The 25,903-nt window shown below is 66.8% G+C and carries 34 protein-coding genes and 1 pseudogene; 16 read left to right on the top strand and 19 right to left on the bottom strand.

The window, feature by feature from the left end:
* Window position 1 precedes the first annotated feature (1 nt).
* A complete protein-coding gene (locus KBY70_RS12965) occupies window positions 2–928 on the bottom strand; it encodes a vitamin K epoxide reductase family protein (RefSeq protein ID WP_254988778.1) in 927 nt (308 codons plus the stop codon).
* Between the two features lie 105 nt (window positions 929–1,033).
* Between KBY70_RS12965 and rimO the strand changes: the two genes are divergently transcribed.
* Together rimO and KBY70_RS12955 are read left to right on the top strand one after the other, a co-directional pair.
* Window positions 1,034–2,410, top strand: coding sequence for a 30S ribosomal protein S12 methylthiotransferase RimO (gene rimO, locus KBY70_RS12960; RefSeq protein WP_254988777.1), 1,377 nt, complete (start codon window positions 1,034–1,036; stop codon window positions 2,408–2,410).
* The gene (locus KBY70_RS12955; RefSeq protein WP_254988776.1) at window positions 2,407–3,630 is read left to right on the top strand and encodes an MFS transporter; all 1,224 of its coding nucleotides are present in this window, start codon (window positions 2,407–2,409) and stop codon (window positions 3,628–3,630) included. The genes rimO and KBY70_RS12955 overlap by 4 nt, the downstream gene beginning before the upstream one ends.
* Here KBY70_RS12955 and KBY70_RS12950 read toward each other — a convergent pair.
* Window positions 3,617–3,709, bottom strand: coding sequence for a cytochrome B6 (locus KBY70_RS12950; protein ID WP_094561510.1), 93 nt, complete (start codon window positions 3,707–3,709; stop codon window positions 3,617–3,619). The genes KBY70_RS12955 and KBY70_RS12950 overlap by 14 nt on opposite strands.
* A gap of 147 nt (window positions 3,710–3,856) precedes the next feature.
* Here KBY70_RS12950 and KBY70_RS12945 point away from each other — a divergent pair, with 147 nt between their 5' ends.
* Window positions 3,857–5,464, top strand: a complete 1,608-nt coding sequence (locus KBY70_RS12945; protein ID WP_254988775.1) for a B12-binding domain-containing radical SAM protein — start codon at window positions 3,857–3,859, stop codon at window positions 5,462–5,464.
* A 30-nt stretch (window positions 5,465–5,494) separates the two neighbouring features.
* Here the strand turns inward: KBY70_RS12945 and KBY70_RS12940 are convergent, their stop codons facing one another.
* Both KBY70_RS12940 and KBY70_RS12935 read right to left on the bottom strand, forming a co-directional pair.
* Window positions 5,495–5,878, bottom strand: a complete 384-nt coding sequence (locus tag KBY70_RS12940; protein ID WP_254988774.1) for a DUF4346 domain-containing protein — start codon at window positions 5,876–5,878, stop codon at window positions 5,495–5,497.
* Window positions 5,871–7,061 (bottom strand): GNAT family N-acetyltransferase, encoded by a 1,191-nt coding sequence (locus KBY70_RS12935; protein WP_254988773.1) that lies wholly within the window; start codon window positions 7,059–7,061, stop codon window positions 5,871–5,873. The genes KBY70_RS12940 and KBY70_RS12935 overlap by 8 nt, the downstream gene beginning before the upstream one ends.
* Window positions 7,062–7,135: 74 nt before the next feature.
* On the opposite strand from KBY70_RS12935, the gene KBY70_RS12930 reads away from it, so the two are divergent.
* The gene (locus tag KBY70_RS12930; RefSeq protein ID WP_254988772.1) at window positions 7,136–7,531 is read left to right on the top strand and encodes a hypothetical protein; all 396 of its coding nucleotides are present in this window, start codon (window positions 7,136–7,138) and stop codon (window positions 7,529–7,531) included.
* Here the strand turns inward: KBY70_RS12930 and KBY70_RS12925 are convergent.
* On the bottom strand, window positions 7,504–8,145 hold the full coding sequence (locus tag KBY70_RS12925; protein WP_254988771.1) for a RibD family protein: 642 nt from the start codon (window positions 8,143–8,145) through the stop codon (window positions 7,504–7,506). The two genes, KBY70_RS12930 and KBY70_RS12925, sit on opposite strands and share 28 nt — an antisense overlap.
* Window positions 8,146–8,154: 9 nt before the next feature.
* Window positions 8,155–9,096, bottom strand: a complete 942-nt coding sequence (locus KBY70_RS12920; RefSeq protein WP_094561541.1) for a 6-pyruvoyl trahydropterin synthase family protein — start codon at window positions 9,094–9,096, stop codon at window positions 8,155–8,157.
* Between the two features lie 71 nt (window positions 9,097–9,167).
* On the opposite strand from KBY70_RS12920, the gene KBY70_RS12915 reads away from it, so the two are divergent.
* The gene (locus KBY70_RS12915) at window positions 9,168–9,794 is read left to right on the top strand and encodes a shikimate kinase (protein WP_094561515.1); all 627 of its coding nucleotides are present in this window, start codon (window positions 9,168–9,170) and stop codon (window positions 9,792–9,794) included.
* A gap of 2 nt (window positions 9,795–9,796) precedes the next feature.
* Here KBY70_RS12915 and KBY70_RS12910 read toward each other — a convergent pair whose 3' ends face one another.
* A complete protein-coding gene (locus KBY70_RS12910) occupies window positions 9,797–10,057 on the bottom strand; it encodes a chlororespiratory reduction protein 7 (protein ID WP_094561516.1) in 261 nt (86 codons plus the stop codon).
* On the opposite strand from KBY70_RS12910, the gene KBY70_RS12905 reads away from it, so the two are divergent.
* Complete coding sequence (locus KBY70_RS12905; RefSeq protein ID WP_094561517.1) at window positions 10,056–10,721, top strand: DUF6816 family protein; 666 nt, start codon at window positions 10,056–10,058, stop codon at window positions 10,719–10,721. The two genes, KBY70_RS12910 and KBY70_RS12905, sit on opposite strands and share 2 nt — an antisense overlap.
* Here the strand turns inward: KBY70_RS12905 and KBY70_RS12900 are convergent.
* Entirely contained in the window at window positions 10,678–11,397 is a 720-nt protein-coding gene (locus KBY70_RS12900) for a glutathione S-transferase family protein (protein ID WP_254988770.1), read from the bottom strand. The genes KBY70_RS12905 and KBY70_RS12900 overlap by 44 nt on opposite strands.
* Before the next feature lie 65 nt (window positions 11,398–11,462).
* On the opposite strand from KBY70_RS12900, the gene KBY70_RS12895 reads away from it, so the two are divergent.
* Genes KBY70_RS12895 through KBY70_RS12875 form a run of 5 tightly spaced genes read left to right on the top strand, consistent with a single transcriptional unit; the run spans window position 11,463 to window position 15,733 of the window.
* The gene (locus KBY70_RS12895; protein WP_254988769.1) at window positions 11,463–11,669 is read left to right on the top strand and encodes a DUF751 family protein; all 207 of its coding nucleotides are present in this window, start codon (window positions 11,463–11,465) and stop codon (window positions 11,667–11,669) included.
* 2 nt (window positions 11,670–11,671) lie between these two features.
* Window positions 11,672–12,064 (top strand): 30S ribosome-binding factor RbfA, encoded by a 393-nt coding sequence (gene rbfA, locus KBY70_RS12890; protein WP_094561520.1) that lies wholly within the window; start codon window positions 11,672–11,674, stop codon window positions 12,062–12,064.
* Complete coding sequence (locus tag KBY70_RS12885) at window positions 12,054–13,691, top strand: glycoside hydrolase family 3 N-terminal domain-containing protein (RefSeq protein WP_254988768.1); 1,638 nt, start codon at window positions 12,054–12,056, stop codon at window positions 13,689–13,691. Before rbfA ends, KBY70_RS12885 begins: the two co-directional genes overlap by 11 nt.
* A 5-nt stretch (window positions 13,692–13,696) precedes the next feature.
* Window positions 13,697–14,905 (top strand): TPR domain-containing glycosyltransferase, encoded by a 1,209-nt coding sequence (locus KBY70_RS12880; protein ID WP_254988767.1) that lies wholly within the window; start codon window positions 13,697–13,699, stop codon window positions 14,903–14,905.
* An 18-nt stretch (window positions 14,906–14,923) separates the two neighbouring features.
* Complete coding sequence (locus KBY70_RS12875) at window positions 14,924–15,733, top strand: uroporphyrinogen-III synthase (RefSeq protein WP_094561523.1); 810 nt, start codon at window positions 14,924–14,926, stop codon at window positions 15,731–15,733.
* Here the strand turns inward: KBY70_RS12875 and KBY70_RS12870 are convergent.
* From KBY70_RS12870 to zds, 3 genes are all read right to left on the bottom strand, one after another.
* On the bottom strand, window positions 15,717–16,136 hold the full coding sequence (locus KBY70_RS12870) for a hypothetical protein (RefSeq protein WP_254988766.1): 420 nt from the start codon (window positions 16,134–16,136) through the stop codon (window positions 15,717–15,719). The two genes, KBY70_RS12875 and KBY70_RS12870, sit on opposite strands and share 17 nt — an antisense overlap.
* Before the next feature lie 67 nt (window positions 16,137–16,203).
* Window positions 16,204–16,647, bottom strand: a complete 444-nt coding sequence (locus KBY70_RS12865) for an SRPBCC family protein (RefSeq protein WP_094561525.1) — start codon at window positions 16,645–16,647, stop codon at window positions 16,204–16,206.
* Window positions 16,648–16,655: 8 nt separating this feature from the next.
* Window positions 16,656–18,143 carry a 9,9'-di-cis-zeta-carotene desaturase gene (gene zds, locus KBY70_RS12860; RefSeq protein ID WP_254988765.1) on the bottom strand — a complete coding sequence of 496 codons (1,488 nt, stop codon included), beginning with the start codon at window positions 18,141–18,143 and terminating at the stop codon, window positions 16,656–16,658.
* 113 nt (window positions 18,144–18,256) lie between these two features.
* On the opposite strand from zds, the gene KBY70_RS12855 reads away from it, so the two are divergent.
* The 4 genes from KBY70_RS12855 to KBY70_RS12840 all read left to right on the top strand — a co-directional run bounded on the left by KBY70_RS12855 (window position 18,257) and on the right by KBY70_RS12840 (window position 20,715).
* Window positions 18,257–18,676, top strand: a complete 420-nt coding sequence (locus KBY70_RS12855) for a HesB/IscA family protein (protein WP_094561542.1) — start codon at window positions 18,257–18,259, stop codon at window positions 18,674–18,676.
* Window positions 18,677–18,773: 97 nt separating this feature from the next.
* Complete coding sequence (locus KBY70_RS12850; protein ID WP_254988764.1) at window positions 18,774–19,211, top strand: hypothetical protein; 438 nt, start codon at window positions 18,774–18,776, stop codon at window positions 19,209–19,211.
* The gene (locus KBY70_RS12845; RefSeq protein ID WP_254988763.1) at window positions 19,208–20,452 is read left to right on the top strand and encodes a lipid-A-disaccharide synthase-related protein; all 1,245 of its coding nucleotides are present in this window, start codon (window positions 19,208–19,210) and stop codon (window positions 20,450–20,452) included. Before KBY70_RS12850 ends, KBY70_RS12845 begins: the two co-directional genes overlap by 4 nt.
* Window positions 20,449–20,715, top strand: a complete 267-nt coding sequence (locus KBY70_RS12840; RefSeq protein ID WP_254988762.1) for a hypothetical protein — start codon at window positions 20,449–20,451, stop codon at window positions 20,713–20,715. Before KBY70_RS12845 ends, KBY70_RS12840 begins: the two co-directional genes overlap by 4 nt.
* On the opposite strand, the gene KBY70_RS12835 is transcribed toward KBY70_RS12840, so the two are convergent.
* Window positions 20,672–21,607 carry a TIGR01777 family oxidoreductase gene (locus KBY70_RS12835; protein ID WP_254988761.1) on the bottom strand — a complete coding sequence of 312 codons (936 nt, stop codon included), beginning with the start codon at window positions 21,605–21,607 and terminating at the stop codon, window positions 20,672–20,674. The two genes, KBY70_RS12840 and KBY70_RS12835, sit on opposite strands and share 44 nt — an antisense overlap.
* An 87-nt stretch (window positions 21,608–21,694) precedes the next feature.
* On the opposite strand from KBY70_RS12835, the gene ndhO reads away from it, so the two are divergent.
* Entirely contained in the window at window positions 21,695–21,943 is a 249-nt protein-coding gene (gene ndhO, locus KBY70_RS12830; protein WP_254988760.1) for an NAD(P)H-quinone oxidoreductase subunit O, read from the top strand.
* 343 nt (window positions 21,944–22,286) lie between these two features.
* Here the strand turns inward: ndhO and KBY70_RS12825 are convergent, their stop codons facing one another.
* The 7 genes and pseudogenes from KBY70_RS12825 to KBY70_RS12800 all read right to left on the bottom strand — a co-directional run.
* Window positions 22,287–22,514: an addiction module protein gene (locus tag KBY70_RS12825; RefSeq protein ID WP_094561533.1), complete on the bottom strand. Its 228-nt coding sequence runs from the start codon at window positions 22,512–22,514 to the stop codon at window positions 22,287–22,289.
* A 268-nt stretch (window positions 22,515–22,782) separates the two neighbouring features.
* Window positions 22,783–22,905, bottom strand: a complete 123-nt coding sequence (locus tag KBY70_RS12820; RefSeq protein ID WP_254988759.1) for a hypothetical protein — start codon at window positions 22,903–22,905, stop codon at window positions 22,783–22,785.
* Window positions 22,857–23,003, bottom strand: a complete 147-nt coding sequence (locus KBY70_RS14605; RefSeq protein WP_409996067.1) for a hypothetical protein — start codon at window positions 23,001–23,003, stop codon at window positions 22,857–22,859. Before KBY70_RS14605 ends, KBY70_RS12820 begins: the two co-directional genes overlap by 49 nt.
* A 68-nt stretch (window positions 23,004–23,071) precedes the next feature.
* Window positions 23,072–23,761: a J domain-containing protein gene (locus tag KBY70_RS12815; protein ID WP_254988758.1), complete on the bottom strand. Its 690-nt coding sequence runs from the start codon at window positions 23,759–23,761 to the stop codon at window positions 23,072–23,074.
* A 106-nt stretch (window positions 23,762–23,867) separates the two neighbouring features.
* Window positions 23,868–25,307, bottom strand: a complete 1,440-nt coding sequence (locus tag KBY70_RS12810) for an iron uptake porin (protein WP_254988757.1) — start codon at window positions 25,305–25,307, stop codon at window positions 23,868–23,870.
* A gap of 229 nt (window positions 25,308–25,536) precedes the next feature.
* Window positions 25,537–25,671, bottom strand: a complete 135-nt coding sequence (locus KBY70_RS12805) for a hypothetical protein (RefSeq protein ID WP_254988756.1) — start codon at window positions 25,669–25,671, stop codon at window positions 25,537–25,539.
* Window positions 25,672–25,760: 89 nt separating this feature from the next.
* Window positions 25,761–25,903 (bottom strand): annotated as a pseudogene (locus tag KBY70_RS12800) (photosystem II D2 protein (photosystem q(a) protein)); the annotation flags it as partial.

The following is a 25,903-nucleotide window of genomic DNA, read 5'->3' as shown; positions in this document are numbered from 1 at the left end:
GTTAGGGCACCCGCCCGGTGTATCCAGAGAGCTGGGCCAGCTGGGCCAGAGACTTCACACCGGAATCGAGCTTGCCGTTGATCTCCCAGCTGGGGAAACCCTCGATGTTCTTGGTGTCGCAGAGGGCTTTCTGGCTGTTCTGACCATCAGCAGCGCACTCCACCAGGGTGAGCTTGGTGGTGGCCTCCTTGCCGAAGAGCTCCTTCTGCTCGTGGCAATGGGGACACCAATAGGCCGTGTACATCACGGCGCCGATCTGGGTGAGATGGTCGGCCAAGCCGATCGCCTCAGGGCTACTGGTGGTCTCCACGACAGGGGGCACGCCGGCGCCCTGCACCGCCGCGGGACGATCCACCGAGGCAGCCCAACCCAGGCCGATCATCGCCACCAGCAAAGCCACAATCACAGCCCGGAATACCACCTGGCCGCGGTCTTCCCACTCGCCGCCCACCAGGCTGATCACAAACAGCGCCAGGCTCAGCGTGGCCGACAGCACGCAGAAGAAACAGAAGGCCTGGATCTTCACCACCATCAGCCCCATCAACAGCAGGCTGAACACCGCCATGCCCGTGCTGAGCAGCAGCAGCCCCCACCAGCTGCGCTGGGCCAGGGCGGCGCGGGAATCACCGCGAAGCACGAGCGGCAACACCGCCAGCAGCAGCACGGCCGCGTAGGCCAGACAACCAAACAGGGAGAGGGGCTGGCCAAACAGGCTGCCCCAGGCGCTGTTCAGCACCTTGTCGCAGCCTTCGGCACCCCCGGGACAACTCAGCGGGCCGAGCAGCCCCCAGCGCTTGAGGGTGATGGCACCCGTGTCGATGGCGCCGATGGTGGCCAGCACAGCCATGGACACTCGGGCCCAGCGGCGGGCCGGATCGCTGCGGCGCCGGGTGGAATTGAGGCGCTGGCTGAGGCGGGTGGAGGTCACGGCAACGGCTGCATTAGCAGCATTCTCGCAGCCAGATCCGCCCACGCCCCCATAGGGTGGAAGGTCGGCTGCCCGGGCCGCTGGGGTCAGATGGATCAGCAAATGATGAGCAAAAAGACCGTCGCCTTCGCCCACCTGGGCTGCGAGAAGAACCGGGTGGATACCGAGCACATGCTCGGTCTTCTGGCCGAGGCCGGCTACGGGGTGAGTGCCGATGAAACCGACGCCACCGTGGTGGTGGTGAACACCTGCAGCTTCATCCAGGAGGCGCGTGAGGAGTCGGTGCGCACCCTGGTGGAGCTGGCGGAGCAGGGCAAGGAACTGATCATCGCCGGATGCCTGGCCCAGCACTTCCAGGAGGAGCTGCTGGAATCGCTGCCCGAAGCCAAGGCGATTGTGGGCACCGGCGACTACCAGCACATTGTTTCGGTGCTGGAGCGGGTGGAGGCTGGTGAACGGGTGAACCAGGTGAGCGCCAACCCCACCTTCGTGGGCGACGAGCACCTGCCCCGCTACCGCACCACCAGTGAGGCGGTGGCCTACCTGAAGGTGGCGGAGGGCTGCGACTACCGCTGCGCCTTCTGCATCATTCCCCATCTGCGCGGCGACCAGCGCTCCAGGCCGATCGAGAGCATCGTGGCCGAGGCCCAAGCCCTGGCGGCCCAGGGAGTGCAGGAACTGGTGCTGATCAGCCAGATCACCACCAACTACGGCCTCGATCTCTACGGCAAGCCCCAGCTGGCTGAGCTGCTGCGGGCCCTGGCAGAGGTGGAGATCCCCTGGATCCGGGTGCACTACGCCTACCCCACCGGCCTCACGAGCGAGGTGCTGGCGGCCTACCGCGAGGTGCCCAACGTGCTGCCCTACCTGGATCTGCCGCTGCAGCACAGCCACCCCGAGGTGCTGCGGGCGATGAACCGCCCCTGGCAGGCCGAAGTGACCGGCGGCGTGCTGCGCCGCATCCGCGAGCAGCTGCCCGAGGCGGTGCTGCGCACCACCTTCATCGTGGGCTTCCCCGGCGAAACGGAGGAACAGTTCCAGCACCTGCTGGATTTCGTGGCCGAGCAGCAGTTCGACCACGTGGGTGTGTTCACCTTCTCAGCTGAAGAGGGGACACCCGCAGCCGAGCTCCCGGATCAGGTGCCCGCCGAGGTGGCCCAGGAGCGCAAAGACCGCCTGATGGCCCTGCAGCAACCCATCGCCGCCGCACGCAATGCCGCCTGGGTGGGCCGCATCGTGGATGTGCTCATTGAGCAGGAGAACCCCAGCACCGGTGAAATGATCGGGCGCTGCGCCCGCTACGCCCCCGAGGTGGATGGCGAGGTGCGGGTGTTTCCCGGCGAAGGCGGCCTCTGCGCCTCTCCAGGCACACTCGTGCCGGTGCGGCTCACCGCCGCCGACACCTACGACCTGATCGGTGAGGTGGTGGGTGCCCGGGCGATGGTGGATGAAGCCCAGGCCTCGCTGCGGGGCGGCGCTTGAGATGGCGTGAGCATCAACGCACCACCTTTCTGGTGGCGTCGGGGCTGAGTACAGCCGGATCGTTTGCTGGTCTCACCGCCAAGGGCTGGATCCTGATGGACGGCAGCGGCAACCCGATGGTGCTGGCCCTGCATTTCGCGGCCCTGGCGATGCCGACATTGCTGGTCAGTGGCCCGGCCGGCGTGGTCACCGACCGACTGGGCTGCGAAACCGTGCTGATCCGCTCCCAGTGGGGGCTGTTCGGGGCCGGCATGCTCGGCGCCATTGCCATTCCCCTCAGCGATGGGGCCCTGCAGATCAGCCTGCTGCTGCTCAGCACCTTGCTGGTGGGCGTTGCCAGCGCCTACGAGCTCACCGCCCGCAACAAATACTGCGCCCTACTGGTGGACGGTCCTGGCCAGTTGGCGCCCTACATCACCAGCTTTTCGGTGGTGTTCAACGTGGGCAAGCTGGTGGGCCCGCCCCTGGGGGGCTGGCTGCTGGCCTGGACGGGGGCGGGACCGGCGCTGGCGATCGATGCCGCCACCTACCTGCTGCCCATCGCTTCAGTGCTGTGGCTGATCAAGCCCAACCGAACCCAGGAGCACCGCAGCGTCGCCGGTGCTGGCAGCAGCCTCAGGGCCGCCTGGACAGGCAGTGGGCCGGTTCTGCGGCACGTGTTGCGCTACACGGCGCTGGCCTGCCTGGTGGGATTTTTTCACCCAGGCCTGGCGCCGCTGATGGCCCGGGATCTCCTGGGTCCATCCCCCCAGGCCCTGGGCCTGTTCACCAGCGTGCTGGCCGCCGGCAGCATCAGCGGCGGACTCGTGCTGCAACGGCACAGCCGCTGGCTGAGTCAGCGGCCGGCCCTGCTACTGGGCAGCTGCACGGTGGTAACGGCCGCCGCCCAGCTGGCCATGGCCCGCTTCAGCGAACCAGCCACAAGCAGCCTGGGGCTGGTGGCCACCTTTGCGATCGGAGCCGGCACCGCCTGCCTGCTGTCGGGGGTGAACCTGATCAGCCAGGTGGGGGCCCCCATGGCGATCAGAGGCCGCATGGCGGGGCTGGGCCAGATCGCCTTCCTCGGCGGTGGCGGGCTGAGTGGATTGCTGGCGGCCACCCTGAGCCTCACGCTGGGACTGCGCGGCACGTTTGCCCTACTGGGAACAGCCGGGCTGGTGGTCGGCTTGATCGAACTGCGCCAGCGGGGCCGATTGCGGCTGGAACTCAGATCAGCTTGATGCCGCGCAGCACGATCGAGGCGGCGATGGCCACGGCCAAACCACCACCAACGAGGCCCAGATAGATCGCGACACCCATGGCTGCCCTGTCAAAGGTTCAGCCATTACAGCAGAAAGCGGGCACCATCAGCCCTTCCGTGAACCACCTAGGCTTGACTCCATTCGAGACGCATCCCAGCGCAGTCCAAGCGCCCTGGTTCAGCCCCTTTCCAGCTCTGCTGCCTGTATGCGCACCCTGTTTGTCTACCCCGAGTTCCCGAAAACCTTCTGGAGCTACGAAAAAATCCTCGAGCTGATCGATCGGAAGGTCCTTCTCCCCCCGCTCGGCTTGGTAACGGTGGCGGCCCTGCTGCCCCAGAGCTGGGAGATGAAGCTGGTGGACCGCAATGTGCGCGAGGTCACCGATGCCGAGTGGGACTGGGCAGAGCTGGTGGTGATCTCCGGCATGATCGTGCAAAAGGGCGACATGGCGGTGCAGATCGCCAAGGCCAAACAGCGCGGCATCCCGGTGGCCGTGGGCGGCCCGTTTGCGAGTTCAACCCCGGATGCGCCGGAACTCGATCTGGCCGATTTCAAGATCCTCGACGAGGGCGAAATCACCCTACCGATGTTCATTGAAGCCTTGGAGCGGGGCGAACGCCAAGGCCGATTCAGCTCCGATGGGGTCAAGCCGGATGTCACCGGAACACCGATCCCGCGCTTCGACCTGCTCGAGCTGGACGCCTATTCGGAAATGTCGGTGCAGTTCTCCCGAGGCTGCCCCTTCCAGTGCGAGTTCTGCGACATCATTGTGCTATACGGCCGCAAGCCACGCACCAAAGCGCCAGAGCAACTGGTTGCTGAGCTCCAATCGCTTTACGACCTCGGCTGGCGGCGCTCCGTGTTTCTGGTGGATGACAACTTCATCGGCAACAAGCGCAACGTGAAGCTATTGCTGCCCCTGCTGCGCCAGTGGCAGATCGACCACGGCTACCCCTTCAGCTTCGCGACCGAGGCCTCGGTTGACCTCGCCGCTGACGACGATCTGATGCAGATGATGGTGGAATGTCGCTTTGAGAGCGTCTTCCTCGGCATCGAAACCCCCGACGAATCCAGCCTGGAAACCGCCGGCAAACTTCAGAACACCCGCAGTTCCCTGGAGGATTCGGTCAACAAGATCACGTCCTATGGCCTGCGGGTGATGGCGGGATTCATCATCGGCTTCGATGGTGAGAAAGAAGGGGCTGGTCGCCGGATCGTTGAATTTGTGACCCGCACCGGCATTCCCCACGCGATGATGGGCATGCTGCAGGCTCTCCCCAACACAGCCCTCTGGCATCGCCTTGATAAGGAAGGGCGGCTGATCGAAGGCAAAGCCGCCGCCAAAGGCGTCAACCAGACCAACCTGCTCAACTTCATCCCCACGCGGCCAATTCGTGATATCGCCAATGAATACGTGGACGCCTTTGGCGCGCTCTACGAACCCAATGCTTTCATTGATCGCGTTTATTCGTACTTCCTGAAACTACCGCCCCAGAAATACAAGGAACTCGTCGTTCCGGGCAGCCGTCCGTCGAAGCCTCCCAGCTGGATTGATCTGCGCGCTCTCGGCATCATTCTCTGGCGCCAGGGGGTGAAGCGGAACACACGGGTGCGCTTCTGGAAAGCCCTCTACGGCATGGCGAAGCACAACCCCAAGCGCTTCACCGGGTTCCTTTCCATCCTGGCGCACAACGAGCATTTCCTCGAATACCGCGCCATCGTGCGCCGCGAAATCGAGGAGCAACTCACCACCCTGCCGCCCGATCCGCCCAAGGCTCCGGCTGAACCCAGCCGCGAATTACAGCCGGCCTAACTGGCCTCAAGCACTCAGTCCTGCACGCGTTCAGTCCTGCACGTAGTCGAGGCCCTGCTCCAGGCAGGCCTCGGCGCGCTGGAGTTCTCGGCCGAGATACAGGGCGTGATCCAGGCGGCTCAGGGGGTGGGGGCCAGATCCCTCCGTGAGGGCAATTCCCAGCTGCTTGGCGGATCGAGCCCGATACACGGCCACCGGCCGGCGGGGACCGCCGCCACGGCAGCTCAACACCTCACCGGTGTCTGGATCGGTGGCCAGCCCGCGCTCATCAATGCCATTGCCGTAGTGCTCGGCCACCAGCTCGGCCGCCTCCCGATCGATACGAATCAGGAAATAGCCGGCGGGATCCAGATCGATGAACCGCTGGGAGAGCTGGTCGTCGAGCTCTTGGCGGGTGAAGGGCACATCAGGCATGGGGTGGATCGTAGGAAGCCGTGAAGGGCAACTCAGCATTCATCGCCGCCATGGCCTCAGCCATCTCGGTATTAGCCCCTGGCAACCAGCGGCGCAGGATCCCGGCAAAGCGCGGATCACTCCAGCGGTGCAGGCTGACGCGGGGCTGGGCCACAAAGCCACGGCGGCGTTTGTGGCTGCCGCCGGCCCCGGGATCGAACCCACGGATGCCCCGTTCGATCGCCCAGGCGATCGGCGCGTAGTAGCAGACCTCGAAGTGCAGGCAGTCGATCTCCTCGTCGCTGCCCCAGTAGCGCCCCCACAGCTGATCGCCGGCATGCACGCAGAGCGACATCGCCACAGGCTGCGTCGGTTCGCCGCGGTGGGCACTGAACAGCACCAGATGCCGGCGCAGCTCAGGGTCGGTGGCCAGGGCTTCAAAGAACGTCTCGCTTAGGTATTTGCTACCCCAGGGACCCCAGCGGCTGCAGTGCTGGGCGTAGAAATCGTGCATGCGCCGCACCAGGGCAGGGGGAATGGCGTCCCCCGCCAGTGGGGTGACCGTCAGACCAGCAGCCCCCACCGCCTGGCGCTCCCGCTTGATGTTGCGGCGCTGGTTGGCATTGAAACTGGCCAGGTAGGCGTCGAAATCGCTGTGGCCGGGATTGGTCCACAGGCTCTGCTGGTTGACCCAGGCCGCACAACCAGCCGCCTCAGCCAAGAGCTGCCACTGGGGGTCGACATAGAGAAAGTTGCAGCTGAGGATGCCCTGCTGACGGCAGAAGTCGTCGATCAGCTCCAGCATCAGGGCCGTGAGCGCGGCAGCATCTTCAGCGGGATCGATCAGGAAGCAGTAGCCCTGCACCGGGCTCACCGGGCTCATCCCCACCAACTTCGGGTAGTAGCGCAGGCCCAGTTGTCCGGCGAGCTGGGCGAAGCTCTGGTCGAACACAAATTCGCCGTAGCTGTGCCCCTTGAGATACAGGGGGGCCACCGCCAGCAGCTCCCCTCCGCGCCACAGCCCCAGATGGCAGCTCTGCCATCCCTCGCGCGGCACGATGCTGCCGCTGGACTCGAGCTGGTGCAGCCAGCGCCAGCGGTAAAACGGCAAGCTCTGGGGGTGGGCAGCAGCCAGCAGGGCGTCCCAGCGGTGCTCCGGGATCTCCGTGAGGCTCTGATGCCAGCGGGCTTGCAACTCAGCCATGGCTGCTACGACGGCCGGCAAGGGGGGGAAGGGGCAAAACTAACCAGAGCTGTGCTGCCCTGGTGCCCCAACTGATGCGTGCCCTCTTCACCCCGGCGCACCTGTTCACGCCCGTCCTGCTGACCAGCCTGCTGCTGCCGGTGCTGCAGCTGATGCGCCCCCAGCTGGAGCAGCGGCTCACAACCATGTGCGTGGAAACGGCATCCGACGGCAATGCCAGCCTGGCCGCCAAACTCGAGGCGCCCTGCGCTCAGTTGGCCAAACCCACCAGCCAATGCCTGGTGCAGGAAACCGCCTCCAGCGGCCGCAGCCTGGCGGTGTTGGGCGAACTGATCCGCGGCGACTTCGGCGCCGAGAGCGAACTGGTGGTGAAACGCTGCCTGGCGCGCATGCTGGGTCTGCCCGCCGGCAGCCTCCAGCACATCCCCTTCAAGGAGCTGGCTCAGGGCTTCGCCAAAACGCGGCGGTAACGCACCAGCAACTCATCGCCCTCCAGGCGCCGATGCTCTTCGAGACGCCAGGCGCCTGCCTGGACGGCCGCCTGCAACGGCACCCAGCTATGGGGTCCGCCTAGCACCTGGGGGCAGAGGGTGAGCTGCAGCTCCTCGATCCAGCCTTCCGCCAGCAGGCCCGCCGCCAGGGTGGCGCCGCCCAGCACCACCAGCCGCTCCAATCCGGCTGCCTGGAGGGCAGACAGGGCAGCAGACCAACTCACCAGGCCCAGATGCCGGTCACATCCCGGCAAGGGAGGCGCCACCGCCGGAGCCAGCAACCAGCGCTGCAAGGGCTGCTGCCAGAACGGCAGCTCGGCGGAAATCTGGCCGGTGCGGGTCACCACCAATGCCACCGGCTGGTCGCTGCGGCCGGCAGCGGCCCGCTGGGCCAGCAGGTCGGGGGCATGGATCAGACAGGTGCTGCCGTGGCGCCGCAGGGTTTCGGCACCGATCAGGCAGCCGTCGGCCCAGGCCAGGGCCTCCTCCAGCACCCGACGATCACCCGCACCACCCAGCTGCGCAGCCCCACCGTCTGGGGGAGCCAGGCGGCCGTCGAGGCTGACGGCCAGCACCAGACGCAGCTTTGGCACCGGGAGCGCTCAGCCGGCCACCAGGGCTTCCAGGGCAGCGGGCACCATCTCCAGCTGGGGGGTTTCGGCAAACACCTCGGCGGCGTTGTTGGGGCTCTCCTGCAGGCGTACCTTGTGGAGCCGGGCGCCGGTGGCGGCGATCGGGGCGCTCAGCAGATCAGCGATATGCAGGGCGATGTTCTCGGCTGTGGGCACGGTGGCAGCGAAGTGCTCCACATCTTTGTTGAGGAAGGTGTGGTCGAAGGGCTCCACCACCAGGTCGTCGACGAGCTGCTGCAGGGCCGCCAGGTCGCAGACCATGCCGGTGCGGGCATCGATCGGACCTCGCACGGTGACATCGAGCAGGTAGTTGTGGCCGTGGCCGTGGGGCCGGGCGCACTTGCCGTAAATGGTCTCGTTCTCACTCTGGGAGAGCTCGGGCCGAGCCAGGCGATGGGCGGCGGCGAAGTGGGTGCGGATCGAGAGGAAAGCTTCCATGGGGGTCGGGGTGGAGCCGGGGGCGAGCAGGTCGACCCAGAGCGTTTCGGTTTCGTGCAGACGCAGCCCCACCAGGGGCAGCTTGGGGGCCAGGCGGGTCCAGATGGCCTGGCAGAGGGCTTCGGTGGTGGGCAGCCGACCCTCCGGGCGGCTCAGGTCAAACTCCGGCCAAGCCTCATTGAGACAACGGAAATCGAGCTGAGCCGTGACCTCGGCGCGAATGGCGTGCTTCACCTCCGAGAGATTGAGCACCATGCCATCTGCATCCAGGGGCCCACCCATCGCCACGATCAAGGTGTAGTTGTGGCCATGGCCCGGCGCCAGGCTGCAGGGCCCGAAGCGGGCTTGGTTGTCCTCGGGGCTGAGCTCGGGCAACCAATACCGATGACTGGCACTGAAGGTGGCCCGGCGCGTGATCACACAGGGCCGACCACGCCCATGGGTTGGGCCTTGGGCGGTTGCAGTAGCCGTCATCGCCCAGGACTTGAGGCACTCCATCCTAGAAACGGCCAGGGCCGCGGCGTCTGTGCCATGAAAACCTCCCCATGACCACCCCCAGCCACCACGCCCTGGCCCAGCGGCTGCAGGGGCTCAACCTGTATTTGGTCGGCATGATGGGAGCCGGCAAGAGTGCGGTCGGCCGCCCCCTGGCCGAAGCGTTGGGCTACCGCTTCCTCGACGCCGACGACGCCCTCCAACAGGTGGCGGGCCGCACCATCCCGGACATCTTCGCCAGCGACGGCGAGGTTGGCTTTCGGGAGCTGGAAACGGCGGTGCTGGGCCAGATCGCTGGCTGGCATTCCCTGGTGGTGGCCACCGGCGGCGGGGTGGTGACCCGACCGGAAAACTGGGGACACATGCGCCAGGGCGTGGTGGTGTGGCTGGATGCGCCGGCACCGCTGCTGCTGAAGCGGCTGCGAGCCGATCCCACCCCCCGGCCCCTGCTCCAGGCCGACGATCCCGGCGCCCGTCTGGGTGAGCTCCTGGCCCAGCGGCAACCGCTCTACCGCCAGGCCGACCTGCAGGTGCCTCAGGGGGGCGAAGACCCCGCCCAGGTGGCCCAGCAGGTGCTGGCAGCCCTGCCAGCGATTCTCAAAGAGCCGGCCGCCGCCCCCGAAGCCCCGATCCGCCTCCAGAACGACAACGGTGAAACCACCGCGAGCCTGAACTGAGTTCAGCCGGGGGGCTCCAGTCGCACGGCGAACCACTGGATTGACAAGCCTGGGGCGAGCTCCAGTTCGCAGGCCGTTTCCAACAGCCGCTGGGCCTGCTCCGCAGGAGTGGCCAAAGCCGCCAGATCCGCCGGCACCTGCTCCAGGGCCGTGAGCTGAGCCGCCAGCCAGGCCAGGGTTTCGGCGGCGGTGAGAATCCGTTCCTCGCCGGCAGGCTCCAGCACCACGTAATGATCAAGCTCCCGCAACAGGGGATCGGACATGACTGGCGCCCTACTGGCCCCCATTCTGGCGCTGCTGCTGGCGGTCAGTCCCGGCGTGCTGGCGGAGCGGGCCGCCCACTGGCCCGAATGGCGCTTGCCCGCCCCCCTGGAGCGCCCCTCGAGCCGACCCGGGCACCAGGACCTCACCTACCCCGCCTGGATGGAGGGCGGCTGGCGGGTGCGCAGCGACGACCTCGACTACCGGGTGCAGTTCGAACGCAACGCCAACGGCGCGGTGGTGGGCGATCGGGCCTTCAACGCCACGGCGATCGGCCGGGCCCTGCTGGGCAAAGCGCTGCTGCAGGTGGCCAATGATCCGGCCAACCCCAACCGCCAAATCGCCGTGCTGGCTGGCGATCAGCGGCTGGAATCGACGGTGGTGGGGCGCCGCAGCGAACAGCCGGATGCGACCCACTTCTGGACCGATGAGCTGGCCCTGCAGGTGCTGCATGGTCCCGGCGATCCGCGGGTGAGCCGGGTGGAAACCCTGAGCCGCTACAGCGTCCGCTCCGATGGGAGCGTGGGCGCCGAACAGTGGCAGGCCAGCTACCCCTCACCGGCCCTGGGGTTGGCCGCCGCGGCCAGCAGCAGCGGCCACTACAGCTTGGAGCTGACGCCCGTTAGCCCCGTCCCGCCTCCACCGCGATCCGATCCCGCCAGCTGAACAGGGGTTCCAGCAGGGGATGGTCGGCGATGCCGCTGACCCCCAGACCCGCCAGGGGCACGCCGCTGCTGGCTGGAAACTTCAACAACCCCAGCTGGGCCGCCACCGCCAGATCGGCCAACGTCAGGCGGTCGCCCACCAAGTAGGGCTGGTCGGCCACCAACAACGCCAGCTGCTCCAGGTTGGTCTGCAGCTGTTGGCATTCGGCCGTGCCCACCACGCTGGCCACCGCCTCGCCTACGCCGGCCATCACCCCCGCCGGCAGGCTGCTCACCAGCTGGCGCAGGGGGCCCGGGGTGGAGTCCGGCAGCAGGGCACTGCGCAGCACGGCATCGCTGGCAGCGGCCTGCACCAGGGCCAACCGGCAACCCGCGGCCAGGGCCGTATCGGCCCAGTCTTCGATCAGCAGCACCCGAGCCCGCTCCGCCGGGGCCTCCGGCAGCAGGCGCGGCTCAGGATGGTGCCGCTCGAGGTAGAGCGCAATCGCGGGTGATTCGGCGATCACCTCACTGCCATCCACCAGCACCGGCACCTGGCGCTGGCCCGAAAGGCGGAACAGCTCCAACTGGCCGATGCCGGGGGTGACCTCCACCACGGTGTAGTCGAGGCGCTTGGCGGCAAGCACGAGCCGCACCTTCTCGCAGAAGGCGGAATGCCTGAACTGGTGCAGCTGCATGTGTCAAACCCCGCCTCTGGACGGCAGAGTAGCCAGCACGCAGCAGGCACCGACCACTCCGGGCAATGAAGGACTTCTTCCTGAACGTGACGCGCTACCCGCGCTATCTGGTGGCCTTCGGCCTGGGGGTGGCCAATTCGGTGTTCGAGCCCCTCGCAGCCCGGGGCCGCAATCCGGTCACGGCGGTGGCCCTGATCGGGGCGGGCGTCAGCGGCATGCTCAGCCTGGTGCTGATCCTGCGTGCGATGGTGAACCCAGCACCGCTGGCATAGCCATGGCACAGAGCCGACGGGTGGAGCGGGTGGCCTCCCTGATCCGCCGCGAAGTGAGTGAGCTGCTGATCGGCGGCATCAAGGACGAGCGGGTCAGCCAGGGCATGGTGAGCGTCACCACCGTGGAGGTGGCCGGCGACCTGCAGCACTGCAAGATCTTCGTGAGCATTTTCGGCAGCGAGGACGATCGCAGCCAGGCCATGGAGGGTCTGCGCTCGGCGAGCGTCTACGTGAAAGGTGAGCTGGGCCGGAGGTTGAAGATGCGCCGCACCCCCGAGGTGGTGTTCGTGCTCGACCGCGGCCTTGAAAAGGGCACCTCAGTGCTGGGCCTGCTCAACCGACTTGAGGAGCAGCGGCAGGAGAAAGGTGAACCGGCCGAGGCCAGTGAGCTCTGAGGCCGACCTGCAGCGGCTGATTCACCAACTGCTGGTGGTGCGCGCCAGCGGCACCCTCGCCGACCACCAACGGGGCTACCCCCGCTGGGAACTGCCCAATGCCCAGCTCCGGGCCCTGTTGGAGGCCGGGGCGGGCGGCGTTATTCTGCTGGGCGGCAGCGCAGCGGAGGTGGCCCTGCGTTGCGCCCAGCTGCGGCGCTGGGCCGGCCAGCCGCTGCTGCTCTGCGCCGATGTGGAAGAAGGGGTGGGCCAACGCTTTGACGGGGCCACCTGGTTGGTGCCGCCGCTGGCCCTGGGGCGCCTCTACCGGCAGGAGCCGCAGCGGGCAATCGCCCTGGCTGAGCGCTACGGCCGCTGCACCGGCCGGGATGCCCGGGCCCTGGGCCTCAACTGGGTGCTGGGGCCGGTGTGCGACGTCAACAACAATCCCGCCAACCCCGTGATCAACGTGCGGGCCTGGGGGGATGACCCTGCCTCAGCGGGGGCGCTGGCGGCGGCCTTCGTGAGGGGCGCCCAATCCGAAAAGGTGCTCGCCTGCGCCAAGCACTTTCCCGGCCACGGCGACACCAGCAGCGATTCCCATCTCACCCTGCCGCTGCTGCCCCACAGCCGCGACCGGCTGGCGGCGATCGAACTGCCGCCCTTTGAGCAGGCGATCGCCGCCGGGGTGGCCTCCGTCATGACCGCCCATCTGATGCTGCCCGCCCTTGATCCGGAGCGGCCCGCCACCCTGTCGAGGCCGGTGCTCACCGGGCTGCTGCGCGAGCAGCTGGGCTTTGGCGGGCTGGTGGTGACCGATGCCCTGGTGATGGAGGCCATCACCAGCCGCTACGGCGCCGGCGAAGCGGCGGTGCTGGCCCTGGAGGCCGGCGCCGACCTGGTGCTGATGCCCGCCGATGCCGCGGCCGCCATTGCGGCCATCGCTGAGGCCGTGCACAGCGGCCGACTCAGCCGGGACCAACTCGAGGCCAGTGCCGAGCGCCGCCGCCGGGCCCTCGCGTGCTGCGCCGAACCGGCGGCCGCCCCAGACCCCGAAGCCGCCGCCCAGCCCGACCAGGCCCTGGCCCTGGAGCTGGTGATCGCCACCCTGGAGGCCAGCCGGGAGGAAACGCCGGATGGCGGCAGGACTGCGACGGACCCGACGGCCGGACAGCCAGGAATCAACCTGATCCGCCTGGATTCGGCCCTGGCCGCCCCCTTTCTGCCCGCCACCGCCCCAGCCCTGAGCCGCCCCGAAGCCCGGGGCTGGCGCAGCGTGCTGCTGGAGAGCCGCAGCCCCAGCCTCTGGAGTGGTGGGGCCGACGCTCCCCTGGCCCTGGAGCACCTGGGCCCGGGGCCGGTGCTGCTGCAGCTGTTTGTGCGGGGCAATCCCTTCCGCGGCAGCGCCGGCAGCGCCGAACCCTGGCCAGCTGCGCTGCAGCAACTGGTGACGGCGGGGCGGCTGGCCGGCGTGGTGGTGTATGGCTCGCCCTACCTGTGGGAGGAGCTGCAGCCGCTGCTGCCCGCCGGGATTCCGGGGGTTTACAGCCCCGGCCAGATGCCCCTGGCCCAGGCGGAAGCGCTCAACCGGCTGGGCAGGGGGCTGGGGCTGGGGGACACTGAAGCCGGCGCCGGCTTCACCGACTGACGCCTATGCTCAGCCTCTCGATGATCGTGCGCAACGAAGCCGAGCGGCTGGAGCGCTGCCTGGTCTCGGTGGCGGGGTTCGTGGATGAGATGGTGCTGCTCGACACCGGCTCCACGGACGCCACCGTCGCCGTGGCCGAGGCCTGCGGCGCCGTGGTGCACCAGCTGCCTTGGCCGGGTGATTTCGCCCCGGCCCGCAATGCGGCCCTGGAGCACGTGCGCGGCGACTGGGTGCTGGTGCTCGATGCCGATGAGTGGCTGCTACCCGAGGCCCGCGAACCCCTGCGCCAGCTGATGGCGCAGCCGGATCTGCTGCTGATCAACCTGCTGCGGGAAGAGCGGGGGGCGGCCCAGTCGCCTTACTCCAACGTCAGCCGCTTGTTTCGCCGCCATCCGGCCATCCACTGGAGCCGGCCCTACCACTCCATGGTGGATGACAGCGTGCTGGCACTGCTGGAGCAGGAGCCCCGCTGGCGCCTGGCCGATTGCGATGTGCCGGCCATCGCCCATGACGGCTACAGGCCCGAGCTGCTGGCCAGCGGCACCAAGGCCGAGCGGCTGCGCCAGGCCATGGAAGCCGACCTGGCCGTCCACCCGGGCGACCCCTACGCCTGCGCCAAGCTCGGCAGCCTGGAGGTGAGCGAGGGCAACCGCGAACGCGGCATCGCCCTGCTGGAGCAGGGGCTGGCCCACTGCCCGCCCTGCCGCCATCCCGAGCGCTATGAGCTGCTGCTGCACCTGGCCATCGCCCACGCCAGCAGCGCCCCGGCCCGCGCCGAGCAGCTCTACCGCCAGGCCCTGGCCCTACCGCTGCCGCCGCGGCTCACCCTGGCGGCCCGGCTCAACCTGGCCGGCCTGCTGCAGCAGGGGGAGGCGCAGGGGCATACCCGCCTGGAAGAGGCCTGCAGCCTCTGCCGCGAAGCCACCGCGGCTGCCCCGGAGCTGGCCCTGGGCTGGCTGCATCTGGGGCTGGTCGAGCGGCGGCGGGGCCGGCTCCCGGATGCGATCGCGGCCTATCGCGCCGCCCTGCAGCGCGATCCCAGTCTGGCCGCCGCCCAACAGAATCTGGCGGTTGCGCTGCTGCTCGGCGGTGACATCCCCGGCGCCCGTTCGGCCTTTCGCCAGGCGATCGCGCTGCTGGTGCAGCAGAACCGCGGAGACGAGGCCGAGGCGCTGCGCCGCCAGGCCGGCACGATGGTCAAGCTGGACGACTGACCCCAGGACTGCACCGCCATGACCCTGGCCCCCGAGTTGTCCCTGAGCGGCCGCACCATCGCCGTAACCCGGGCCGAGACCCAGCTGGGAGAGGCCCGGCGGCTGTTTGAGGCGGCCGGCGCCACGGTGGTCGACCTACCGGCGCTGGTGGTGACGCCCCCCGACGAATGGGGGCCCCTCGACGACGCCCTGGCCGAGCTCGACGACTTCCACTGGCTGGTGTTCTCCAGTGGCAATGGAGTGGAGGCCGTGGAGCAGCGGCTGCGCCGCCTGGGCCGGTCCCTGGCCCGGCGCCCCGCCAGCCTGAAGCTGGCCGCCGTGGGCCGCAAAACGGCAGCCCAGCTGGATGCCCTCGGCGCCAGCGCCGATTTCATCCCGCCCAGCTTCGTGGCCGACAGCCTGCTGGAACATTTCCCTGCCTCGGGATGGGGACTGCGGCTGCTGCTGCCTCGGGTGCAAAGCGGTGGCCGCACCCTCCTGGCGGAGGCCTTCGCCGAGGCCGGCGCCCGGGTGGTGGAGGTGGCGGCCTACGAAACCCGCTGCCCGGAGGGCTTGCCCAGCGCCGCTGTAGCAGCCCTGGAGCAACGGCACCTCGACGCCATCACCTTCAGCAGCGGCAAAACCGTGAGCCACACCTGCCAGATGCTGGAGGCGGCCTACGGGCCGGCCTGGCCGCGCCAATTGGATGGGGTGGCCGTGGTGTCGATCGGCCCCCAGACCAGCGACCGCTGCCGGCAGCTGCTGGGCCGGGTGGATGGCGAAGCCGATCCACACGATCTGGCAGGCCTGGTGGAAGCCTGCAGTCGCAGCCTCAGAGCTCAGCCGTAACCGATTGCTTGCCTTGCCGCAGGGTGAGGCGCCCCTGCTGAACATCAATGCTGGCCACGCTCCAACCCGCCGGCAGCAGTGGGGTGGTGCGACCGCCGCGCTGGCCCACCCGCAAGGTGCCTGTTTCGCCCTCGAACTGCACCAGAGCTTCGGGCGTGCCGCCGGAGCGGATCACGCCATTGAAAACCAGGCCCGGCGGCAGACTGAGCGGGGCCGAACTCCCCCCGGAGCCCCCCACCGGAGCGAAGGGGTCCACTCGCCCAGAGGCGATAGAAGCCACCACCTGGCTGGAACTGGGCAGGGGCGTCAGCCCAGCCGGAGGGCCCGGAGCGGCCATCGGGGGCGAGGCGGCTGGAGACGACCCAACCACGGCCGAAGGGGGCGGCGGCAGCTGGCTGGTCATCTCCGGGGGTTGCTCCCCACCACAGGAGGCCAGCAGTAGCGCAGTCCCTACAGCCACACCGACGAACCTAGGCATAACGGGTTTCAACCAGGTCACGGAAACGGTCCAGGTTGGCCTGGAGCTCCTTGGTGACGATCCCCCCCAGGATGCTGGGTTCCATCAGCGGTGCCAAGACCCCCGGCAACTCATAGCTGACACTCAGCTTCACCGCCGTCAGTTGGGGGGCTTGCGGATAGAAGCGCACCGCCCCTTTGGTGGGGAGGCCTCCCACCGACTCCCAGTGCAGCTGCTGGGCCTCCACCCGTTGGCTGATCCGGGCCTTCCAGTGGAAGCGAAAGCCCTGAGCCGCCAGGGTCCAGTCGGTGAGATCGGGGTCGTTCGGTTCGGTCACCACCGACTCAATCCAGCGCATCCATTCGGGCATGGACTCCAGGTCACTCCACACCTCCCACACCTGCTCAACCGAGGCCCGGATGTCCGTGGTGACGCTGTGCTCGAGCCAACGGCCCATGGAATCTCCTAACTAACAGAGGTATTGGTGGCCAGGGCCACGGGGCGGTCCAGGATCGCCGCAGCGGCCAGACGTCCACTCATGGTGGCGCCTTCCATCGAATCGATGTAGTCCTGTTTGGTGTAGCTACCGGCCAAAAAGAAGTTGCTCACCGGTGTGCGCTGATCCGGCCGGTAGGGCTCCATGCCGGGGGCCTCGCGATACAGCGACTGGGCCAGCTTCACCACATTGCTCCACACCAGCGTGAGGCCTGCGGCGGAGGGGAACAGCCGGCGCACCTGGGCATCGGTGGCGGCCACGATCTCCTCGGTTTTCTTGGGGATCCAGGGATCGCCAGGGGTGAGCACGCACTGCAGCAGGGAGCCCAGGCCCTGCTTGCGGTAGTCCTCTGGGCTGGCCAGGGCCAGATCGGCGAAGCAGCTGAAGTCGGCGTCGGCGGTGTAGAGAAGGTTGTTGAGGCCGGCGGGGCGGCTGAGATCGCCGCGGGCGGCCTGCGCGGCGGGGGAATCGCCCAGTTCAGTCACCCAGCCGTCGTAGCGCAGCTGCACGGTGGCCACCGGCACCGCTTCGAGCTGGTAGAGGTTGTCGAACAGGCTGTGGCTGCGCCAGGCCTCTGGGATCATCCGCTGGATGCCGGGCACATCACAGGCGGCCAGGTAGGCATCGGCCTGCACCTGGATTTCACCCTCAGGGGTGCCCAGGGTGAGTCCGGTGACACGGGTGTCGGCGCTGGGGGTGGCGCCAGCCTCTTCGTAGTGGATCTCGGTGACCCGGTGGCGCAGGTGCAGCCGGCCGCCGCGCTGCTGGATGTAGTCGAAGATCGGGCCGGTGAGCCAGCGGTGGGGCGAACCCTTGAGCAGATTGAGCTTGGAGGCCTCGGTTTTGGATGCAAACATCATGAAGATGGTGAGCATGCAGCGGGCCGAGATCGCCTCGCAATCGATGAAGCCCAGGGCATAGGCGATCGGATTCCACATCCGCTCGATGCTCTGTTGGCTGCCGCCATGGCCCACAAACCACTCCTGGAAGCTGATGCGATCCAGCGCGCGGATCGTCTTCATGGCGCCCTCGTAGTCGACCAGGCCGCGCACGATCGGGCTGGTGCCCAGGGCCAGGGCGTTGCGCAGCTTGTCAACCCAGTCGAGCTGGGGTGTGGTGAAGAAGGCCTTCAAGCCGTTGAAGGGAGCGCCGAGGGCGAAGCGGAAATCCAGCTCGCGCAGGTCGCCGCCCGTGTTCACGAACAGGTGGGTGTGATCCTTGGGCAGCAGGTTGTCGATCGCGCCCACCTTGCGCAGCAGGGCAAAGAGGTTGGCGTAATTGAAGAAGAACACATGCAACCCCATCTCGATGTGGTTGCCGCCCTCATCCACCCAGCTGCCCACCTTGCCGCCCATGAACGGCCGGGCCTCGTAGAGATCCACCTGGTGGCCGGCATCCACCAGATCCACCGCCGCCGCCAAGCCGGCCAGTCCTGAACCCACGATGGCGACGCGCACCCTGCTGCTCCTTAAGTGGGAACGACTCTATGGAGCGGGCCAGCCCGGCAGCGACTGGGCGGGCTCCATACGATGGGTGGACCAGGCCCACGCCCCCGATCACCCCGCCCATGATGAGCAGCGAGATCGCCGAAGCCCAGGCCGCCACCGACGCGGTACCCCAGGCCACCTTCACCGCCAGAGACGGCAAGGGCATCCAGATCACCGAGCCGGCCATGAAGCAGCTCGCCGCCCTGATGCAGCAGCAGGGCCCAGACAAGGTGTTGCGGGTGGGCGTGCGCTCGGGAGGCTGCAGCGGCATGAGCTACACGATGGATTTCATCGCTCCGACCGAGATCCGCAGCGACGACGAGCGCTACACCTATGAGCCAGCTGGGGCGCCCAGCTTCGAGGTGGTGTGCGACCCGAAAAGCCTCCTCTACATCTACGGGATGCAGCTGGATTTCTCCAGTGCCCTGATCGGCGGCGGCTTTAATTTCACCAACCCCAACGCCACCCAGACCTGCGGCTGCGGCAGTTCGTTTGCGGTGTAGGCCATGGCCAAGCTCCTCAGCGCAGACCTCCCCGCTGATCGTGGAGCTGGCCGACAAGGTGGCAATCTGAGTCCACGATCAGGCCTGTCGACGCCCCATGACCTCCCCCGAAGCCACCACCCAGGAAGCCCCCTCCCTGTTTGACCAGGCCATGGAGCGCTACCAGCAAGGGACCGCGCCGGCAGAGCTGATCGACAGCTTCCTCGCCATCACCGAACAGGCCCCCGGACAGTCGGCTGGCTGGACCTGCCTGGCCTGGCTGCAGCTGCTCGACGACCAGCCCCAGGCAGCCCTGCGCTCCGCCAAGACGGCCGTTCGCCTCAATCCCCAGGACCCGCAGGCCCGCATCAATCTGAGCCTGGCCATGCTCGAGACCGGCGCCAAGGGTGTGCGGGAGCACATCGAAATCGTGCAGCGTGTGATGGCGATGGCGCCGGAGATGGCTGAAGAACTGCAGGAGTCGATTGCCGATGGCCTCCAGCGCAAACCTGGCTGGAAGGCGATGGACAAGGTGAAGGCCTGGCTGGCGGGTTGAAACCGGTTCTGCTGCTCAGCAACGGCCACGGGGAGGACCTCAGCGGCGCCCTGGTGGCTGCCCAGCTGATCCAGCAAGGCATTTCCGTGGCAGCCCTGCCCCTGGTGGGTCATGGCAACCCCTATCGCCAGCTGGGGGTGCCGGTGCTGGGGCGCACCCGCAGCTGCAGCACCGGCGGCCTGGGCTACACCAGCCTGGCCGGACGCCTCAGCGAGCTGATGGAAGGCCAGCTGCTCTACGTGCTGGGCCGGCTGCTGCTGCTGCGCCGCCACCGGCGGCACTACGGGCTGGTGGTGGCCGTGGGCGATGTGCTGGCGGTGCTGGGGGGCTGGCTGTCGGGGCTACCCACCGCCGTGTATCTGGTGGCCTACTCGAGCCACTACGAGGGCCGCCTGCGGCTGTCCTGGCCCTGCGGCTGGCTGCTGGGTCGGCCCAGCATCCGGGCGATCTGGAGCCGCGATTCCCTCACCGCCACCGACCTCGCGCAGCAACTGGCGCGGCCAGTGCACTTTCTGGGCAATCCCTTCCTCGATGTGGTGAGCGCGGCCAACCCCCACAGGCAGCAGCACCCGCCGGACGCGGTAGCGGCGGGCCTGGAACTGGCGCTGGTGCCGGGCAGCCGCCTGCCGGAAGCAGCCCGCAACCTGGGCCTGATGCTGCAGGTGTTGGCGCTGTTGCCGGACAACTGGATGCAAGTCCAGGGGCTGCGGCTACGGGCCACCCTGGTGCCCGACCTGGACCGCCGCCGCATCGCCCAACTGGGGCAGAGCCTCGGCTGGCGGCTGGAGGGGGAGGATCGCCTGGTGCGCGGCCCGCTGCTGCTGGAGCTGGGCTGGGGGCAGTTCACCGAGATCCTGCGCGGCGCGGCGCTGGTGCTGTGCACCGCCGGCACGGCCGCCGAACAGGCGGTGGGGCTGGGCAAGCCGGTGTTGCAGCTGGCGGGGCGGGGCCCTCAGTTCACGGCGGGCTTTGCCGAAGCCCAGCGCCGCCTGCTGGGCCCCGGCGTGCACTGCGCCCCCGGCCCCAGTGGCCAGGCCCGCACCCTGGCCACCTCGGCCCACCTGGTGCAGAGCCTGCTGGATCAGCAGCGCGATCCCCACCACGGCCCCCGATTGCAGCGAGAGCTGGCGGCCATCGGCCTGGAGCGGATCGGCAGGCCGGGCGGCAGTGCCGCGATGGCCTCGGCGATCATGGAGCTTCTGGCGGATCCTGCCGCCCTCACCTCCCCGAATCGGCCATGACGGCGCCCGACTCTTCTCCAGGCCTGCTGCGGCAGCTCAAAGGCGCCATGGACACGGTGCTGGTGGTGGATGTGTTCGTGGTGATCGCCGGGGCCCTCTGGTTTGCCACGGCGGTGGTGTTGCACAGCCAGAAGGTGGAAGCCCCATTGGAGTTGTTTCAGCGGCTATGGGAGCCGCTGTTCACCCCGGCGATCGGGCTGCTGATGGGGGCCGCCCTGCTCAGTGGGATGCTGGGCTGGTGGCAGCAGCGAGGGCAGCGTTGAGCTGGGGGTATTGGTAGGCAAAGCCCTGGGCCTGTAAACGTTCAGGCAGCACCTGCTGACCCTCAAGCACCACCTGGGCCCCGTCACCGAGCAGCAGTTGCAGGAGCGGCCCAGGCACGGGCAACAGGCTGGGCCGGCCCAGGGCCTGCCCCAGGGCAAGGGCGAAGCTGCCCATGGTGGTGGGCTCCGGGCTCACGGCGTTGTAGACCCCGCTGAACGAGACGTCCTCCAGGGCGGTGGCGATCAGGCGGCAGAGGTCGTGGCGGTGAATCCAGCTCATCCACTGGCGACCGGAACCCACCGGTCCGCCGAAGCCCATCCGAAACACCGGCAGCATCTTGCCAAGGGCGCCGCCGTCGGGGCCCAGCACGATGCCGATGCGCAGCTTCACAACCCGACAGCCAACGGGGGCCTGATCGGCGGCGGCTTCCCAGCGCTGGCAGATTTCGGCCAGAAAGTCGTTGCCGGCCGGGCTGGTTTCCTGGAAGCGGGCCTCCAGGCTGGTGCCGTAGAAGCCCACGGCCGATCCGCTCACCAGCACCGCCGGGGGCGTCTCAAGCCGCGCCATGGACGCCACCAGCAGCTCGGTGGTGCGCACGCGGCTCTGTAGCAACACGTCCCGGTGGGCCGGCGTCCAGCGGCGCTCAGCGATCGGCTCGCCAGCCAGGTTCACCACGCCATCGGACTGGGACACAGCCACGTCGAGGCCGTTGTGGGCCCAGTTGGCGGGATCGGCGGGATCAAGGTGGAGGCAGGCGAGACGCTTGCCCACCAGGGACGGGAAGGGCTGGGCCTGTCGGCTCACCAGGGTCACTTCGTGACCAAGCTCGAGCAGAAAGGGAACAAGCTCCCGGCCGACGAACCCCGAGCAACCCAGCAGCAGCAGGCGCATCCTTCCTCTCTCGCGTTCTTGGACGATAGGCATCGAAGCCTGGCCTGCGCCGGCGGCCTTAGCCTGTGGCCAACTGGACTTCTTGCCATGGCTGATGCCGCCGCCGCTCCTCCCAGCCAGCCGGCACTGAAGAAAGGCAGCCTGGTGCGGGTCAACAGTGCGGCCTACGCCGGCAGCCTGGAGGCCAGCGCCAGCGATGGCCTGCCGGGCTATGTGATCGAGGGGCCCGGCGAGATCCTGGCGATCAAGGGCGACTACGCCCAGCTGCGTTGGCGGAGGCCGGTGCCGGATGTGTGGCTGCGGCTCGATCAGCTGGAAGCGTTTCCTATGGCATGAGAACACCTGGCAAGGCGGGAATCAAGCTCTATTGAAGAGCTCGATTAAGCGTTATCGATTCGTGATCGCCAGTATCCTGGTCGTCTAGAGAGATGTGCGAACGCAAAGATGACGATTTCATCCTTGTGGCAACGATAGACAACGGCAAACGGAAAATCCTTGACGAGCAATCGCCGGGTATTTCCCCTGTAAGGCGAACCAGTCAAGGGGTATATAAGAGCACGCAACACCGCTTCTTGAACTGAAGACAGAAACCGGGAGCCCAATCCAGCTTCCTTACCTTCAAAGTATTCTACTTCCGCAATCAGCTCAAGCTTGGCTGCATCCGCAATCCGAGCGGTTCTCACCGAAGGATCGCACTCGCTTCGGCAAATACATCATCAGCGCTATGGGTTGGCATCAATCCACGATCAACAGCGTCTAGACGGTGCGCAACCTCGTCCTGCCAGGCAGAATCAATTTCATTTGTTGAAGAATGCAAAGATTCCAGCATCACCTCAGCAAGTCTTGCTCTGTCCTCAGGGCAGAGAGTTCGAGCTTGCTCTTCGAGTCGCTTCAGCAGGGGCGTCATGCGTCGATGGCGGAAGTTGATTCACAATTCTAGCCCCGGCAACTTCGGCTGCCTTGGCTAAAGCTGAGGGATCGTCCCATTTAACCGTCCCCACCGCCTCCTCAGACACCAACGCCGTCGTCGGCTCCAACAGCTGCCGGTTGCTGCCGGGGTCAGCAATGGCTGCGGAGAGCCCACCCTCGCCCGGATAGACGGTTGCCGTGAGCAAAGGAGGCTGTAGTCATGTCACCCAACATTGATCATCAAACGGTAGAAGATGGGATCCGGATCACATGCCACAGATCTGCTGGCAGGTGGCTGCAATCTCACGAGCAATGATCGGATTACGCACCGCACCAGCCATCACCAAGTCCACCTCAGCACCAAGCAAATGGTGAAGCGCATCACGCATGCCGAAAAGGCATGGGCCTTGCGAACAGGCGGCATCGGCTGGAAATCAACCAGGAAGTCGAGATCACTCAGACCCGGTTGATAGTCAGGCCGAAGCACTGAACCAAACACAAAAAGCCGATCAACACGGTGCTGGCGGCAGAGCTCATTCTGCCGGGCGCACGCCCTCAACGCCGCAGCTGACGGGAATCGGCCAGCAACTGGCTGCGGCGAGCCTTGGCCTGGCGCAACAGCTCACGGGCATCGCGCAGATAGGAATCCACGTAGCCGAGCGTGTAACGCTCGAGATCAGCGAAAGCATCCTTCACCAGGCTGAGGCAGTGGTAGAGGGCGAGGCTGAAGCTCTCTACCCCTGCTGGACAGGAGCGGGAGCGGTAGAGGGCTTCCACCTTGACCAGGCGCGCCTGGCTGACCTCCAGAAAACGGCAAAACGCCTCCATCAAGGCGTCGTCGTAGGGATCGGCGGCCAAAGACTTGAGTTGGCCCGGGAAGGAGTTGATCACCTGAGCGAAAAACCGATCGCACGGAGCCACCACGAGCTGCAGCCAAGCAAGCAGATCCTGCTCAGTGGCCGTTGCCGTAGGGGGAGCAGCAGACTTGTCTGGCGCCTTGCCCCTTTGACGGGTTGTGGTGGTGCGGCAGGCGTGGTCGTGACGCCGGCGGCGATCGACATCTCGCAACACCTCCCAGGCGGCATTGAGGGCCAGGATTGTGCGGTCGTCGCCACCGGCATCGGGGTGGTGCTGCTTCACCAGGGCGCGGTAGGCGGCCTTGATTTCGGCAGCCGTGGCAGCAGGCGACACGCCCAGCACGCGATAGGGATCGGCAGCAGCCAGGGCAATGCCTCGAAAGGCCAACAATAAAAAACCCCAGCTTGCGCCGGGGTTGATCGAGGGGTGTGTTGAGAAGTGGAGGACAAAAGACCGGAAGTGTGAGGGATCCGGCCCAGTTGTGTTCTGAGGATCAGAACTTGAAGGTGGTCTTCAGCAGGCCGCCAGCTGTATCGGATGTTCCGCTGTTCTCGATGTAGAAGAAAGCGGGGGTCACGCTGATGTTGTCGGTGACTTGGAACTTGTACCACAGCTCGTAAGCCAGGGTCTTGTTGCCGTCATCGAACCAGATGCCGCCGGTTCCATTGCCCGCGCCAACCCCGACTTGCCCAGCGCTACCTATGGCCATGCCAAGATCATTGCCCTTCACGAAGGCATCAGCCCACTGCAGGCCAACCATCCAGCTCCAGTTGTCGTCGAGGAGAGCTGCGTTAGAAGTGCCGTAGCCGAAACCAGCACTGATAGAGGGCACCCAGCTGGCCTCAGAAGGCTGCCAGTAAGCACTCAGGCCCATGTTGTTGGCATAAACGCCATCAAACTCAACGAAATCCGAGTAGGTGTAAGCAAGGGCGGCACCCCAGTTGCTACCGGCGTAGCCAACCTGGGCAGTGAAGGTGTAAGCCTCATCAACACCAGAGGTGGAATCTTCAGAAGCAGCTTCAGCAGAAACGAAGTTTGCGCTGATGCTAAAGCCCTCTTTTTGATACCAGAGGCCAACACCGGCGCCGAGGTTCAGGGTGTAAGCACCACGAGCACCTGCATAGGTGAACAGGTCGAGGATGCTGTCGGAGGGATAAACGCTAGGCCACATGGCCAGCATGTCATCTTGACGGACCTTGGCGCCGAAGGTGGCGGTCAGGTTCTCGCCAACGGGGAATTGATAGAAGAGACGGTTGATACCAACCGTGTCAACTCCAGGCGCACCAGTTTGATCTTCCTGGAAAGCCACTTCCAAGGCAGTATTGCCATTGCCAAAGGCGGAGTCGGCGAAGTTGCCGGAACGCAGGGTGGTGCGCAGCAGGTCCTTGCCGGTGAAGCTGGTGTCGAAGTTCAGGCGAACGTCGTAGTTCATGGTGACTTCGTCACCAAAACCGGTGTTGCTGGCGCCGCCCAGCACCATGGTGGCGATACCCTTCAGCTTGGTAGTGGTGGAGAACTGGTTGGCTTCCAGTTCGCCCACTTTGGCCTCAAGACCGTCCACGCGGCCCTTGAGGATGGCGAGTTCCTTCTCGAACTCGGCCATCAGCTTCTTGAGCTCGTCGGTCACTTCGGTGACGCGGTCGAGGCAAGCGTTGAGAAGAGCAGCTGCTTCGAAGCGGGTCATGGCCCGGCCACCCTTGTAGGTGCCGTCGGGGTAACCAGCGACGCAGCCGTAGCGCTCGATCAGGTTGGACAGAGCCTGGTAAGCCCAGTCGGTGGGCTTGACGTCAGAGAACTGGGAGATGCTGGTGACTTGCTCCTCGGAGGCGTACTTGTTGACGCCGTCCAGGTTGAGCTCAGCAGCGGTAGCGGCCACAGGGGCCAGCAGACCGAGGGCTGCAGGAGCAACCAGCAGTTGCTTAAAGAGTTTCATGGGTTCCTCACACGAGATGGCGCGATGCGCCTCACCCATATTCGCCCCATAACACAGGAGTGGCGCCTGCTCCTGTGCCACTGCGCACAATGGCCTGTTCATGAAACTGCCAGGCGACAGGCTGCCAAAACGATGCCCCCGGCTCCAGGGTCCGAAGACCGTGGTGCCGGGGGCTCTCGCCGGGTCCGCTCTGGCGCGGAACCGTTTGATCAGGAATCAGGCGCCGAAATCAGCCGGCGTTCTCCGCGATCAGCAGACCCTGGGTGAAACAACTGGAACTCACGGGCACCTCCTCCTCTGGGGATTGGGGCCAGCCGGCGATGCCTTCGGCACCACCTGAGCCCAAGGGCCAGGACGGCGCCACACCACTGCTGACAGAACGCTGTAAATGTAGCCAAGAAAAAAGCGCCCCCGTGGGAGCGCTTGATCGGCAAAAACCATTGATCCCTTGAATCAAAGAGCGTTGCCGCGGGGCAGAACCTCTTCAGGGAAGACGAAGTTTTCGTGCGGCTGGTCAGCCGGTGCCATCCAGGCACGCAGACCTTCATTCAGAAGAATGTTCTTCGTGTAGAAGGTTTCAAATTCGGGGTCCTCAG

The sequence above is a fragment of the Cyanobium sp. ATX 6E8 genome, from assembly GCF_024346335.1.
Classification (GTDB): Bacteria; Cyanobacteriota; Cyanobacteriia; order PCC-6307; family Cyanobiaceae; genus Cyanobium_A.
This window is presented reverse-complemented; position numbering and strand designations above follow the sequence as displayed.